The 12,700-nt window shown below is 64.5% G+C and carries 15 protein-coding genes; 6 read left to right on the top strand and 9 right to left on the bottom strand.

The genetic code is table 11. The features are described 5' to 3' along the window. Positions 1-4 precede the first annotated feature (4 nt). Positions 5-1,630 (top strand): MFS transporter, encoded by a 1,626-nt coding sequence (locus ACE103_RS03780; protein ID WP_374708056.1) that lies wholly within the window; start codon positions 5-7, stop codon positions 1,628-1,630. A 107-nt stretch (positions 1,631-1,737) separates the two neighbouring features. Here ACE103_RS03780 and ACE103_RS03775 read toward each other — a convergent pair whose 3' ends face one another. The 3 genes from ACE103_RS03775 to ACE103_RS03765 all read right to left on the bottom strand — a co-directional run bounded on the left by ACE103_RS03775 (position 1,738) and on the right by ACE103_RS03765 (position 3,461). Beyond that, positions 1,738-2,211 carry a secondary thiamine-phosphate synthase enzyme YjbQ gene (locus ACE103_RS03775; RefSeq protein ID WP_375778378.1) on the bottom strand — a complete coding sequence of 158 codons (474 nt, stop codon included), beginning with the start codon at positions 2,209-2,211 and terminating at the stop codon, positions 1,738-1,740. Between the two features lie 85 nt (positions 2,212-2,296). Continuing rightward, entirely contained in the window at positions 2,297-2,806 is a 510-nt protein-coding gene (locus ACE103_RS03770) for a hypothetical protein (protein ID WP_375778377.1), read from the bottom strand. A 31-nt stretch (positions 2,807-2,837) separates the two neighbouring features. Further along, the gene (locus tag ACE103_RS03765; RefSeq protein ID WP_375778376.1) at positions 2,838-3,461 is read right to left on the bottom strand and encodes a 2-hydroxychromene-2-carboxylate isomerase; all 624 of its coding nucleotides are present in this window, start codon (positions 3,459-3,461) and stop codon (positions 2,838-2,840) included. A 276-nt stretch (positions 3,462-3,737) separates the two neighbouring features. Here ACE103_RS03765 and ACE103_RS03760 point away from each other — a divergent pair, with 276 nt between their 5' ends. From ACE103_RS03760 to ACE103_RS03740, 5 genes are all read left to right on the top strand, one after another. Next, positions 3,738-4,109, top strand: coding sequence for an AtpZ/AtpI family protein (locus ACE103_RS03760; protein WP_223974388.1), 372 nt, complete (start codon positions 3,738-3,740; stop codon positions 4,107-4,109). 72 nt (positions 4,110-4,181) lie between these two features. Next, on the top strand, positions 4,182-4,931 hold the full coding sequence (locus ACE103_RS03755; protein ID WP_223974389.1) for a F0F1 ATP synthase subunit A: 750 nt from the start codon (positions 4,182-4,184) through the stop codon (positions 4,929-4,931). Positions 4,932-4,986: 55 nt separating this feature from the next. After that, complete coding sequence (locus ACE103_RS03750) at positions 4,987-5,217, top strand: F0F1 ATP synthase subunit C (RefSeq protein ID WP_016847054.1); 231 nt, start codon at positions 4,987-4,989, stop codon at positions 5,215-5,217. A gap of 115 nt (positions 5,218-5,332) precedes the next feature. Then, entirely contained in the window at positions 5,333-5,899 is a 567-nt protein-coding gene (locus ACE103_RS03745) for a F0F1 ATP synthase subunit B (protein WP_223974390.1), read from the top strand. Between the two features lie 3 nt (positions 5,900-5,902). Beyond that, positions 5,903-6,388, top strand: a complete 486-nt coding sequence (locus tag ACE103_RS03740; protein WP_223974391.1) for an ATP F0F1 synthase subunit B — start codon at positions 5,903-5,905, stop codon at positions 6,386-6,388. A 104-nt stretch (positions 6,389-6,492) separates the two neighbouring features. Here ACE103_RS03740 and ACE103_RS03735 read toward each other — a convergent pair whose 3' ends face one another. The 6 genes from ACE103_RS03735 to ACE103_RS03710 form a co-directional block, all read right to left on the bottom strand. Next, positions 6,493-7,140: a hypothetical protein gene (locus tag ACE103_RS03735; protein WP_375778375.1), complete on the bottom strand. Its 648-nt coding sequence runs from the start codon at positions 7,138-7,140 to the stop codon at positions 6,493-6,495. 177 nt (positions 7,141-7,317) lie between these two features. Continuing rightward, positions 7,318-7,905, bottom strand: a complete 588-nt coding sequence (locus ACE103_RS03730; protein WP_021076543.1) for a GNAT family N-acetyltransferase — start codon at positions 7,903-7,905, stop codon at positions 7,318-7,320. A 182-nt stretch (positions 7,906-8,087) separates the two neighbouring features. Continuing rightward, entirely contained in the window at positions 8,088-9,377 is a 1,290-nt protein-coding gene (locus ACE103_RS03725; RefSeq protein ID WP_223974394.1) for a pitrilysin family protein, read from the bottom strand. Next, positions 9,377-10,792 (bottom strand): threonine synthase, encoded by a 1,416-nt coding sequence (gene thrC, locus ACE103_RS03720; protein WP_375778374.1) that lies wholly within the window; start codon positions 10,790-10,792, stop codon positions 9,377-9,379. The genes ACE103_RS03725 and thrC overlap by 1 nt, the downstream gene beginning before the upstream one ends. 396 nt (positions 10,793-11,188) lie before the next feature. Beyond that, entirely contained in the window at positions 11,189-11,815 is a 627-nt protein-coding gene (locus ACE103_RS03715) for a glutathione S-transferase family protein (protein ID WP_375778373.1), read from the bottom strand. A 149-nt stretch (positions 11,816-11,964) separates the two neighbouring features. Beyond that, positions 11,965-12,558, bottom strand: a complete 594-nt coding sequence (locus ACE103_RS03710; protein ID WP_375778372.1) for a GNAT family N-acetyltransferase — start codon at positions 12,556-12,558, stop codon at positions 11,965-11,967. Between the last annotated feature and the right edge of the window lie 142 nt (positions 12,559-12,700).

The raw sequence follows: 12,700 nt of genomic DNA, 5'->3' as shown, positions 1-12,700 counted from the left end.
CGGCATGACGAAGGATGAGCGTTTCGTCATCCTGGCGTCGTCGCTCGGCACCGTGTTCGAATGGTACGACTTCTATCTCTACGGTTCACTGGCCGGCATCATCGGCGCGCAGTTCTTCTCCGACTATCCGCCGGCGACGCGCGACATCTTCGCGTTGCTGGCCTTTGCCGCGGGCTTCCTGGTGCGTCCGTTCGGCGCCATCGTGTTCGGCCGGGTCGGCGACATCGTCGGCCGCAAATACACCTTCCTGGTCACCATCCTGATCATGGGCCTGTCGACCTTCATCGTCGGCCTGTTGCCCAGCGCCAAGACCATCGGCATCGCGGCGCCGATCATCCTGATCTCGCTGCGCCTGTTGCAGGGCCTCGCGCTCGGCGGTGAGTACGGCGGTGCGGCGACCTACGTCGCCGAGCACGCGCCACAGGGCAAGCGCGGCTACTACACCTCGTTCATCCAGACCACGGCAACGCTCGGACTGTTCCTGTCGCTGCTGGTGATCCTGTTCACGCGAACCTTCACCGGCGAGAAGGACTTCGCCGATTGGGGCTGGCGCATTCCGTTCCTTGTGTCCGTGCTGCTGCTCGGCATCTCGGTCTGGATCCGTCTGCGGCTGAACGAATCGCCGGTGTTCCAGCGGATGAAGGACGAAGGCAAGACCTCCAAGGCGCCGCTGACCGAAGCCTTCGGGACCTGGAGCAACGCCAAGATCGTGATCCTCGCCCTGCTCGGCCTGACCATGGGCCAGGCGGTGATCTGGTACACGGGCCAGTTCTACGCGCTGTTCTTCCTGCAATCGATCCTGAAGGTCGACGGTTACACCGCCAACCTCCTGATCGCCTGGTCGCTGTTGCTCGGCACCGGCTTCTTCCTGGTGTTCGGCGCGCTGTCGGACAAGATCGGCCGCAAGCCGATCATCCTGGCCGGCTGCCTGATCGGCGCACTTACCCTGTTCCCGATCTTCAAGATGATCACGACCAACGCCAACCCGGCGCTGGAAAAGGCTTATGAGACGGTCAAGGTGCAGGTGGTTGCGGATCCCGCGGGCTGCGGCGATCTGTTCAACCCGGTCGGCACCCGCGTCTTCACGGCACCCTGCGACACCGCCCGCGCCTTCCTCGCCCAGTCGTCGGTGAAGTACTCCACCGTACCGGGCCCGGCCGGCTCGCCGGTGAAGGTCACCGTCAACGACAAGGAAGTGCCGTACACGGACGCCAAGACGTCGAACCCCGCAATCCTCGCGGCGGTGCAGGCGGCGGGCTATCCGAAGGTGGGTGACGCCGGAATCGTGAAGATGTCGAACCCGTTCGACGTCTTCCGTCCGCAGGTGGCCTCGGTCATCGGGCTGCTGTTCATCCTGGTGCTCTACGTCACCATGGTCTATGGCCCGATCGCCGCCATGCTGGTCGAATTGTTCCCGACCCGCATCCGCTACACCTCGATGTCGCTGCCCTATCATATCGGCAACGGCTGGTTCGGCGGCCTGCTCCCGGCGACTGCGTTCGCGATCACAGCCTCGACCGGCGATATCTACTCCGGTCTCTGGTATCCGGTCATCTTCGCGGCAATCACGGTCGTGGTCGGCGCGCTGTTCATTCCGGAAACCAAGGACGTCGACATCACCAAGACCTGACGGTCGACACCGTAATCAAAATGCATTGGCCGCGGAGCGATCCGCGGCCGATGTCGTTTTGGAAGCCAGAGCCTGAAAGCCAAGCCTTGGAAGCGAGGTACAACCCGTCAGCGCGTGGCGCCGATGAATTGCAGCACGATCTCGCGCCGGTGCGCCCTGGCGCGATGCTCGATCAGATAGATGCCCTGCCAGGTGCCGAGCGCCATCTCGCCGTCGAGCACCGGGACCTGCAGCGAGGTCGCCGTCAGCATGGTCTTGATATGCGCCGGCATGTCATCTGGACCTTCGGTGTTGTGACGCCAGCCGCCGTCTTCGGGCGCCGCGCGATCGAGCGCCGTCATCAGATCGACCAGCACGGTTGGATCGGCATTCTCCTGGATCGTGAGCGAGGCCGAGGTGTGACGGATGAACAGCGTCACCGCACCCTCGCCGGCACGCACCTCGCGCAGGAATTTTGCGACCTCGCGCGTGATGTCGGTGAAGCCGGCGCCGGGCGTTTCGACCGCCAGGCGCGACGACACAATGCTGGTCGCCGCGACCGAGGATGGCGCCGAGCGCGACATTGTTCTCGCTGAATTCATCTGCAGTCTCTCAACTCGTCGTCCCGGCCTAGTGCGCAATTGCGCACTAGGCCGGGACGACAACATGGACGTTGCAAACGCCGTATCAAATCTTGCCGCCGTTGACATCGCGCTGCACGCGGTTGGCCATCTCGATCAGCCGCCGCCAGGCCCGCTCGACGAACGACATCATGCGATCCATGTCGCGGTCGCTCGGCAGCGGAATCTCGATCTTGCGCTCGCCCTCGGCGACCTTCGGCTCGGGCTTCTTCAGTTGATCCGATTTCGGCAACGCCTCGTCGGTCTTGGCCGATGGCGCGCGCGCGGCGAGCTCGCCCTTCAGTCTGTCATTGTCGGCCTGCAGCCGCCCGATCTCGGCATCCAGCGCCGCGCGCTCGTCCGGCACCATGTAACAGGCCCAGCCGGCGCTGGAATTGGTGCAGGTCGACACCGCGCCGGTGCGGGTGTCGAGCCGCAGGAAGCCATCGCCGGCCGGCGACAACGCGTAGCGGCCGTTCTCGGTGTCGGGCGCGGTTTGCGCGAGCGCCGCGCCGTTTGAGATCAGGATGGCAACGATTGCGATGGACAATTTCGAGGACGACATCGCGATGGGCATGGCTTGCTCCGCCTCAACCTGATTCCTGCCCCTAGACCACAGAGCTATAGGGCTTGCGGCCTGACTTCAACGCGTCCTCGAGCAATTCGATCCGGTCCTGCCCCCAGAACACCTCGCCATCGAGCACATAGCCGGGCGAGCCGAACACGCCGGCGTCCAATGCAGTCTGGCGATTCTGCTCATAGGCCGCGCTGATCGCATCCGAGCCCGAGCGCTCCACCAACTGCCGGCCGGGCAAGCCTGCATCGTCGGCGAGCTTCACCAGCGTCGCAGCATTGGCAAGGTTGAGCTCGAGCTCCCACACCGCGGGATAGGCGCGTTGCAAAAACGGCTCGGGATCGAGCCCGGCCTCGAGCATCGCGATCACGACGCCATCGGCAAGCCGCCCATTGAACGGCCAGTTGGCCGGCTGGAGGTGAAAATTCAGCCCGCGCTTGTCGCGCCAGCGCTGCAACTCGATCATCCGGTAGCGCTGGCGCACCGGATGGCGCTGGGCGAGCGGCAACCCGCCGGTCTCCGAGAACAAATCGACCAGCAGCACGGGCCGGTAATTTACCTTGAGATTGTAAGCGCTTACGAGCCGCACGAAGGGCTTGTGACCGATATAGGCCCAGGGGGATTGCAGCGAGAAGTAGTAATCGATCTGGCGTGACATGCGGAACCTTGACTGCGCAAGAGGATGAGGACTTTCAGCGATCCCAGCAGAGCGGGAAATGCCGCGCAACATCGCTTCACAGCATACAAGCTGTTGCACTGCGAACACTGCGTCACTCTGACCTTGAATATCTTCAAATAAATCCAGCAGAATCAAAGCAATAACTGGTTACGACGCAATCTTGACTTGATTAGACGCGGTAAGTATGGTCCGCGCGGCTTTTGACGGGGACGGGCGCAATTTCCATCATCCGCGGCTTCGGTTAGTGTTTGCAGCATGGCTGAGAACACCAACGACGGCGCAGGTGGAAGTCGCGATCATTCGCCTCCTGACGAAGCTGCGCTTTCCGCAAGGCTCGGAAGTCTCGATCATCGGTTGTCAGAAATTCGCGACAGCCGCAGGAGCAAGACTGATCAATCCGGTACTGAAAGCGGGGACAGTGCCGCCAGAGCTTCGGCGATGGCGCTCGGTTTTCGTCTTTCCTCGGAGTTGATCGCGGGCGTTGCCGTCGGAGCGGCGATTGGCTGGGGATTCGACCGTTTGCTGTCGACGTCGCCATTCGGCTTCATCGTGTTAACGCTGCTCGGCTTCGTCGCCGGCGTTGTCAACGTGGTGAGGTCCGCGGGCGTGGCCTCGGGCAAGCGCTGAGCGCTGGCGGGAAGTCACGACATTTGAAATTCGATTACCGGCACGATGGCCGGTGGACCAAGAGCCGCGCGGATGAAAATCGACCCGATCCACCAGTTCAATATCGAGCCCCTCTTCACGCTCGGCCACATCGGCAATCACACGATCGCCTTCACCAATTCGTCGCTCTTCATGCTCATCGCGGTGCTGCTGATCGCGCTCCTGATGCTGGCGAGCGGCCGGGAACTGGTTCCGGGACGGCTGCAGTCGGTCGCCGAAATCTCCTACGAGTTCGTCGCGTCGACGATTCGCAGCACGGCCGGCTCGGAAGGCATGAAGTTCTTCCCGCTGATCTTCTCGCTCTTCATGTTCCTGTGCGTCTCGAACCTGGTCGGCGTGATCCCCTACACCTTCACGATCTCGAGCCACCTGATCGTCACCGCAGCCCTTGCGCTCCTGGTGTTCTTCACCGTCCTGATCTACGGCCTCTACAAGAACGGCCTGAAATTCTTCAAGATCTTCGTCCCCTCCGGCGTTCCGATCTACATCCTGCCGCTGGTCATGTTCATCGAGATCCTGTCGTTCTTCCTGCGGCCGGTCTCGCACAGCGTTCGTCTGTTCGCCAACATGCTGGCCGGCCACATCGCGCTCAAGGTGTTCGCGGGCTTCGTCGCGATGCTCGGCTTCTCGCTCGGCGCGCTCGGCTGGTTCGGCGGCGTGCTGCCGCTGGCGCTCACGGTCGCGCTGTACGCGCTCGAACTGCTGGTCGCATTCCTGCAGGCCTACGTGTTCGCGATCCTGACCTGCATCTACCTCAACGACGCCATTCATCCGGGACACTAAGCGGTCCGGGGAATCTCCACCCACCAGTCTGTCTATCTTTCTCAAGGAGCTACAAATGGAACCGGCAGCAGCAAAACTTATCGGCGCGGGCATCGCGTGCATCGGCATGGGCGGTGCGGGCGTCGGCGTGGGCATCATCTTCGGCAACTACCTCGCCGCTGCGGTGCGTAACCCCTCGGCCGCTCAGGGCCAGTTCGGCAACCTGATCTTCGGCTTCGCCGTGACCGAAGCGCTCGGCATCTTCTCGCTGCTGATCGCGCTGCTTCTGCTGTTCGTTCCGCTCTGAGCGGCACCCCGGTTCCGCTTTAGCGGCAACCCGGTTCCGCTCTCGCGGTAACCCCTTCGCGCCGCCCAAAGGTCGTCCCAAAGGGCGGCGCGCATGACAGCAACAGGAGAACACCGTGGCTGAGAGTCATGGCGAGGCAAAAGGCCAGAATGCCGGCGCCCACACCGAGGCCGATGGCGGACATCACGGCGGAGCCTTTCCGCCGTTCGATTCCTCCAATTACGCTTCGCAGCTGGTGTCGCTGGCGATTGCATTTGTCGCGCTCTATCTGATCGTGTCGCGTTTCGCACTGCCGCGCGTCGGCGGGACGATCGATGCACGCCAAAACAAGATCGAGGGCGATCTGGCCGAGGCGCAGAAGCTGAAGGACGAGTCCGACGCGGCGCTGAAGGCCTATGAAACCGAGCTGGCGAATGCGCGCTCCAACGCGCAGGCGATCGGCAACGAGACCCGCGAGAAGCTGAACGCGGCCTCGGAAGTCGAGCGCAAGGCGCTGGAAGAGAAACTGGCGGTCAAGCTCGCCGACGCCGAGAAGCAGATCGCAACGACCCGGACCAACGCCATGAGCAACGTCCGCGGCATCGCGGCGGATGCGGCCGGCGCCATCGTCCAGCAACTCGCCGGCGTGACGCCGGACGCGAATGCGGTCAACAGCGCCGTCGACGCGTCGCTGAAGGGATAGACGATGTTTTACGAACCGGAAACCTGGGTTGCGATCGCCTTCGTCATTCTGCTGGTCGTGTTCGGCTATCTCGGCGTCCATCGCACCCTGCTGACGGCGCTCGATCATCGTGCCGAGCGCATCAAGGCCGAGCTCGAGGACGCCCGCCGTCTGAAGGACGAGGCCAACAAGCTACTCGGCGAATACAAGGCGCGCCGCGCCAGCGCGGAGCGCGAAGCCGCCGACATCATCGCCAACGCCAAGGCCGAAGCCGAGCGGATCGCGGCTGAAGCCAAGACCAAGATGGAAGATTTTGTCGCCCGGCGGACCAAGACCGCCGAAGGCAAGATCGCCCAGGCCGAGGCACAGGCGGTGGCCGATGTACGCGCCGCCGCGGCCAACGCCGCCGTGACCGCCGCCTCGACCATCCTGTCGCAGTCGGTCAAGGGCTCGGTTGCCGACGACCTCGTCGGCAAGGGCATCGCCGAAGTCCGTTCCAAGCTGAACTGACGCGATCACACTTCCTTCCGAAAAAGGCCGGCGCGAGATCATCGCGCCGGCCTTTTTCTTTGTTCCTGCTGCTTCTTATGCCAGCGGCCGCGTCACGGCCGGCGCTAGTGCTTCTTCTTTGGCGCCCGGGCCTTGGGCTCCGGCTTCAGCGCCTGCGGATCGAAGCCGATATAGAAGATGTAATCGTCGTTCTCCGCGGCCGACGGCGCCGGATAGACGACATCCTCGGCGACCAGGCTGAACGGCACGCTGCCGCTGTCGTCCATCTGCACCGTGGTGGTGTAGGCCTTGGTGGCGATGGTCTTCTCGCCGACGCCGCCCTTCACGACGGCGACGCGCAGCGGCACCTGGATGGTCGGCGGCGCGCCCTGGGGGCCAACGATGATCCGCCCCTGGATACCGATCTTGGCCGTGATCTGGCCGCTGTTGAGATTGCATTCGCGCGCCGTGCGCGTGATCGAGGCCAGGAATTTGACGTCGTTACCGACCGCTTCCTTGCCGTCCACGGCCACCGAATAGGTCGAGGCCCCGGAGCGGATCTGCACCGGCGGGCAGGTCAGCCCGGCGTCGGCATCGTTGAGCGGCTGCGACGCAGCCGGCGTCGCCGGCTTCGAATCGGACGAACCGCCGCCGAACAGGCTCTTGAAGCGGTCGCTCAGCGACTGCGCCGAGCTGGCCTCCGGCAGCAGGGTGGCACTGAGACCGATCGATACCGCCGCCGCGAGCGCGAACCTGATCACCCTGTCACCCATGCGATGTCCCTAAAGCCCCCAAACCAGAGTTCCCCGTTTCGCGGGCGTTATAGCAAGCCAATGGCGGCGAACCCAAGGCATGTCGAGATGGCATGTTGCAAAGGCATGTTGCAAGGGCACGCTGAAAGCATCCTGAAACGGTTCGGATGCGCCCGCCATCAGCCATTGGCCCAAGATTCAACCGCGGAAATCCTCGTGCAGCAGGCCGAACAGCAGGTGGTCCTGCCAGATGCCGTTGATGCAGAGATAGCGCCGCGCCAGGCCCTCGCGGGTGAAGCCGCACTTCTCCAGCACGCGGATCGACGACGCATTGGAGGGAATGCAGGCCGCCTCGATGCGATGCAGGTTGAGCTCGCCGAACAGCGAGGGCAGCAGGACCCGCAGCGCCGTCGTCATGTAGCCGCGATGGGCGTGCGGCAGGCCGACCCAATAGCCGATCGTGCCAGCCTGCACGATGCCGCGGCGGACATTGGCGAGCGTGATACCGCCGATCATCACCCCGTCCGATTCGCGGAAGATGATGAACGGATAGGAGCGGTCGGCGGCGATATCCTCGCTGTAGCGGCGCAACCTGCGGCGGAAGCCGGCGCGGGTCAGGTCGTCGGAGGGCCAGATCGGCTCCCATGGCGTCAGATAGGCGCGGCTGAACTCGCGCAATTGCGCCCATTGCGGGAAATCCGACATCTGCGGCGCACGCAGCAAAAGCCCGTGCCCCCGCGGCATCAGTGCAGCCGGTCCACCGGACGGCAAACGAAACAGGGCCATGGCCCAACACTCCCCGACCTCACCCTCGTCCCGCGTTTGCGGGGTCGAGACGAGCAAAGCTCGCTCTTAGAGGGTCGGGGTGAGGAGCCCTTTCCGCAGCCTCGATCTGCGGCTCGATCCCTCACCCGAAGCCTTCGACTTCGACCCCTCCCCGCAAGCGCGGAGCCAGGTGAACCCAAAACCTAATGCAGCAGCGTCTTTGCCTTCGACTTCGTCAATCCTTCCGCAAAAGACACCGCCGTGTCCAGACCCCTGCCGCTACCGAGTGCAACGACGGCGGGCCGGCTGCGCGACAGCAGCGCGCGGGCGGCGTTGCGGCTCGATTCGACCGAAACCGCGTCGATCCGCGCCACCAGCTCTTCCACCGTCTGCGGCCGGCCATAGGCTAGCACATGGCGTGCCAGTTGCTCGGCCCGGGATGAACAGCTTTCCAGCGCCATCAACAGGCCGGCCTTCATCTGCGCCTTGGCACGTGCGACCTCGGCCTCGGTCAGGGTTTCCACCGCATCATTGATGACGTCGACGATGACTTCCATCATTTCCGGCGCGTCGGCGGGATCGGTCCCGGTATAGAGGCCGAAAAAGCCGGTGTCGGTGTAGGGCGCGTGGAAAGTGTAGATCGAGTAGCACAGCCCGCGCTTCTCGCGCACCTCCTGGAACAGCCGCGACGACATCCCGCCGCCGAGCGTGTTGGTGAAGACCTGCAACGAGAACAGCGACAGGTCGGTCTGCGGCACGCCTTCGAGCGCCAGCGTCAGATGCGCCTGCTCGAGTTCGCGATGCACCACCCGCGAACCGCCCTTGCCGAACATCGCAGGCTGCGGCGCCGGCGCCGGCGTGGCGTCGAAGCTCGCAAATTTCTCGGCGACGTCCTCGACGACGCGCTTGTGATCGACGGCGCCGGCGGCGGCGACCACCATGTCCGGGGCACGGTAGTGCGTCGACAGATAGCCGCGCAGCGTGTCGCGGTTGAAGGCCTTCAGCGTCTTGGCGGTGCCGAGCAGCGAGCGCCCCATCGGCTGGTCCGGATAGCAGAGCTCGTTGAGGTGCTCGAACACGACGTCGTCGGGCGTATCCTGCGCCGCGCCGATCTCCTGCACGATGACGCTCTTCTCGCGCTCCAGCTCGTCCGGCACGAACGACGGATTGGCGAGGATATCGGAGAGCACGTCGAGCGCCAGCGGCACGTCGGCCTTCATCACCCGCGCGTAATAGGCCGTGGTCTCGGTCGAGGTTCCGGCATTGAGGTCACCGCCGACCGCCTCGATCTCCTCGACGATCTCGCGCGAGGAGCGCCGCGCCGTGCCCTTGAACGCCATGTGTTCCAGGAGATGCGAGATGCCGTGCTCGTTCGGCTTCTCGTCGCGCCCGCCGACCCCGGCCCAGACCCCAAGCGCCGCAGTCTCCAGATGCGGCATGGTGTCGGTGACGACGGTTAGGCCACTCGGCAGCTTGGTGATTTCAACACTCATCAGGCAACTCCCTGCTTGGCGGCACGGCTGACCGACAGCACGAAGCGCTCGACCTCGGCGGAATCATTCTTCATGACCGTCATGTGTTCGGATTTCGTCATCAGGCTTCCGAGCCAGGCCGGCAATTGCGGGCGCACCCCGCAGGCCGCCTCGACCGCATCGGGGAATTTGGCCGCATGCGCGGTCGACAGCACGATGTTCGGGATCTTCGAATCCGAGGTATCGCGGTCGGCAACCGCGAGCGCGACCGCGGTGTGCGGATCGACGAGATCACCGGCCTCGCGCCAGGCGGCGCGGATCGCGGCCGCCGTCTCGGTCTCGTCGGCGCGGCCGGCATCGAAATCGCGGCGTACCGCGGCCAGCGTCGCATCCGGCAGCACGAAGCGGCCGGACTGCTTCAGCGAGGCCATCAGGCGGCGCACCTGATCGGCGTCGCGGCCACTGGCCTCGAACAATAGCCGCTCGAAATTCGAGGACACCTGGATGTCCATCGACGGCGACGCCGTCGCGTGCACCTCGCGCACCTCGTAGTTTCCGGTCTTCAGCGTGCGCGGCAGGATATCGTTGACGTTGGCGGCAATCCGCAGCCAGCGGATCGGCAGCCCCATGCGCTTGGCGACATAGCCCGCGAAGATGTCGCCGAAATTGCCGGTCGGCACCGTGAAATCCACAGTCCGCTGCGGCGCGCCGAGCGCAACCGCCGAGGTGAAATAATACACCACCTGCGCCACGATGCGCGCCCAGTTGATCGAGTTGACGCCCGACAGCGCCACCTGGTCGCGGAAGCGATGGTTGTTGAACATCTCCTTCACCAGCGCCTGGCAATCGTCGAACGTGCCTTCGATCGCCAGCGCGTGGACGTTGGAAGCACCGGTCGTCGTCATCATGCGGCGCTGCACCTCGGAGATACGCCCGTTGGGGAACAGCACCACCAGGTCGACATTGTCGAGATTGGCAAAGGCCTCGACCGCGGCGCCGCCGGTATCGCCCGAGGTTGCGACCACGATGGTGGTGCGCTGCGCGCGCTTGGCCAGCACGTGATCCATCAGCCGCGAGATCAGCTGCATCGCGACGTCCTTGAACGCCAGCGTCGGCCCATGGAACAGCTCGAGCAGGAACTGGTTCGGCCCGACCTGGTCGAGCGGCACCACGGCGGGATGGCGAAAGGTGGCATAGGCCTCGTTCGCCATGCGGCCGAGCTCGGCGTCGGAAATCTCGCCGGCGACAAACGGTCGGATGATCTCGACCGCGACCTCCCAATAGGGACGCCCGAAGAAAGCGGCGATGGTCTCGGGCGACAATTGCGGCCAGGTCTCGGGCACGTAAAGCCCGCCGTCACGGGCAAGCCCGGTCAGCATCACATCGCAGAAGCCAAGCACCGGGGCCTCACCCCGGGTCGAAATATACCGCGTCAAACCGCCCTCCAAAGGCTTCGATTAGAGCCTTAAGCCTTTGATATCGTGGATTTATCGAGTTCGCCGCATGCGACCCGATATGGTTCACCATAGAAGATCGGACCAACAATGGGTAGCCCGAAGCGCGCGCCTCGGGGGCGTGCGGAGTGGTGAGTGGCGTCGCCCGCGACCCACCGCCAGCGCCGCATTCACAACCGTCGTCCTGGCGAAAGCCAGGGCCCATAACCACCGCAAGCGGTGATGAACGCGATGGTGGCCCCAACGTCGCGCAGCAACAAGCAGTCGGGGTAATGGGTCCTGGCTTGCGCCAGGACGACGTTGAGTGTGTTGCACGATCCTGAGCAAGCGCGGTGTCATCACCCGCGTGCGCTTTCGCGGGTGATCCAGTATTCGTCCTTAGCCGCTCGGCGGCGCCAGCGGCTGCACGATCTCCTGAAACGGCGGCAGCGCCTCGCAGCGCGCGGCGTGGGCCTGCAGCGCCGGATAGCGCGCATCGAACAGATGCGGATGTGCCTCGCCGGTGAAGCGCAACGCGCAAGCCACCGCGATATCGGCATGACCGATGCGATCGCCCAGCCAGTACGGCGACGGCACCGCCGCGCGCTCCTTTTCCAGCACCGCGAGCACGCCCGCAATCTGCGCCTCGCAGCGCTCGACCCACAGCTTCAACTGCTCCTTGCGCAGCACGCGCTCATAGACAAGGCTCACCGCCTTGTCGGCAAGCCCGGTCGCCAGCGCCGTGATGCCCAGATGCCTGCGCCGCTCGGGCCCCGAGCGTGCAATCATCGCCTGCTCCGGCCCGACCAGCTCGTCGAGATAATCCAGGATCGCACCGCTCTCGATCAGCGCCTCGCCATCATCGAGCACCAGCGTCGGCACCCGCCGCACCGGATTGTAGGCCGCAACCTTCTCCGCATCGCCGAAGGTCGACCACGGCTTGTGCTCGAACGGCAATCCATAGAGCCGCAGCGCGATCGCCGTGCGGCGGACAAAGGGCGAGTCGTACTGGCCGATCAAAAACATCCGTCATCTCGTCGGTCATGCCGCGGCAGGCCATAGCCCGCGAAAGCAGGGCTTTCGAAGGTCGGGCGGCCAAGCCGGGTCAGAGGTTGCGCTTTGCACCATCCTAGATGGCCGGCGCTGCGTTGCAACCGGATCATGATCCGGTCTGACTATCCAATCACCGGCACATGCCGCGCCGCATCGCGCGGCAGTTTGCCGTCGAGCCTGGGATCGTCGGCCACCTCGATCTGCCGCTTGAACGCACGGAAGCCGGAGCGCTGGTAGAACGCGATCGCGGAGGGATGATCGAAGGTGCAGGTGTGCACCCAGACGCGACTGACGTCGCGCGACCAGGCGATCTCGAGCGCGCGGTTCATCAGGAAGCGCGCGGCGCCGGTGCCGATGAACTTTGCGGTGACGCCGAAATAGAGCAGCTCGCATTCGCCTGATACGCCGAAGTCGAGTTCGAGCAGGCCTTCATCTCCGCCGTCGACGACCAGCCCGTAGAGCTCGACGCCGGGCGCATGAATCCGCCCGCCGAGATCGGCGTCATCGAGCCCCGTGCGGGTGAACCACAGCCATTGCTCGCCGACGCGGCGGTAGAGATCGCGGTACCAGTCGAGCGCCGGCGGCTCGACCTTGCGCAGGCGCCACGCGCCCGGCGGATCGTCGCGCCGCGGCGGACGCTCGGTCATTTCCAGATGCGTGACGACAGCGGCGATCTTGCCGTGGGGGATGTCGGAGTAGCCGTCAGGCAGCAGCATCGCGCGACCTTTGTTTCCATTCGATCGGCGGGAAATATCCGCATGTCGCGGCAGATGCAATGCAACGCGGCGTAACAATGTTACCGATTTGTCAGTCGGTGCTTTGGCGAATCAGGCGCTCCATGTCGCAAGGCCACCCGAG

The organism is Bradyrhizobium sp. ma5 (assembly GCF_042258955.1).
In the GTDB taxonomy this organism is placed as follows: Bacteria; Pseudomonadota; Alphaproteobacteria; order Rhizobiales; family Xanthobacteraceae; genus Bradyrhizobium.
The sequence above is the reverse complement of the archived record's forward strand: the minus strand, read 5'-3'. Positions and strand labels throughout refer to the sequence as shown.

Bases quoted from the DNA above. Each gene is read 5' to 3' on its own strand.
- ACE103_RS03780 (WP_374708056.1), top strand. From the start codon at position 5: ATGACGAAGGATGAGCGTTTCGTCATCCTGGCGTCGTCGCTCGGCACC.
- ACE103_RS03775 (WP_375778378.1), bottom strand. From the start codon at position 2,211: ATGAATTCAGCGAGAACAATGTCGCGCTCGGCGCCATCCTCGGTCGCG.
- ACE103_RS03770 (WP_375778377.1), bottom strand. From the start codon at position 2,806: ATGCCCATCGCGATGTCGTCCTCGAAATTGTCCATCGCAATCGTTGCC.
- ACE103_RS03765 (WP_375778376.1), bottom strand. From the start codon at position 3,461: ATGTCACGCCAGATCGATTACTACTTCTCGCTGCAATCCCCCTGGGCC.
- ACE103_RS03760 (WP_223974388.1), top strand. From the start codon at position 3,738: ATGGCTGAGAACACCAACGACGGCGCAGGTGGAAGTCGCGATCATTCG.
- ACE103_RS03755 (WP_223974389.1), top strand. From the start codon at position 4,182: ATGAAAATCGACCCGATCCACCAGTTCAATATCGAGCCCCTCTTCACG.
- ACE103_RS03750 (WP_016847054.1), top strand. From the start codon at position 4,987: ATGGAACCGGCAGCAGCAAAACTTATCGGCGCGGGCATCGCGTGCATC.
- ACE103_RS03740 (WP_223974391.1), top strand. From the start codon at position 5,903: ATGTTTTACGAACCGGAAACCTGGGTTGCGATCGCCTTCGTCATTCTG.
- ACE103_RS03735 (WP_375778375.1), bottom strand. From the start codon at position 7,140: ATGGGTGACAGGGTGATCAGGTTCGCGCTCGCGGCGGCGGTATCGATC.
- ACE103_RS03730 (WP_021076543.1), bottom strand. From the start codon at position 7,905: ATGGCCCTGTTTCGTTTGCCGTCCGGTGGACCGGCTGCACTGATGCCG.
- ACE103_RS03725 (WP_223974394.1), bottom strand. From the start codon at position 9,377: ATGAGTGTTGAAATCACCAAGCTGCCGAGTGGCCTAACCGTCGTCACC.
- ACE103_RS03715 (WP_375778373.1), bottom strand. From the start codon at position 11,815: ATGTTTTTGATCGGCCAGTACGACTCGCCCTTTGTCCGCCGCACGGCG.
- ACE103_RS03710 (WP_375778372.1), bottom strand. From the start codon at position 12,558: ATGCTGCTGCCTGACGGCTACTCCGACATCCCCCACGGCAAGATCGCC.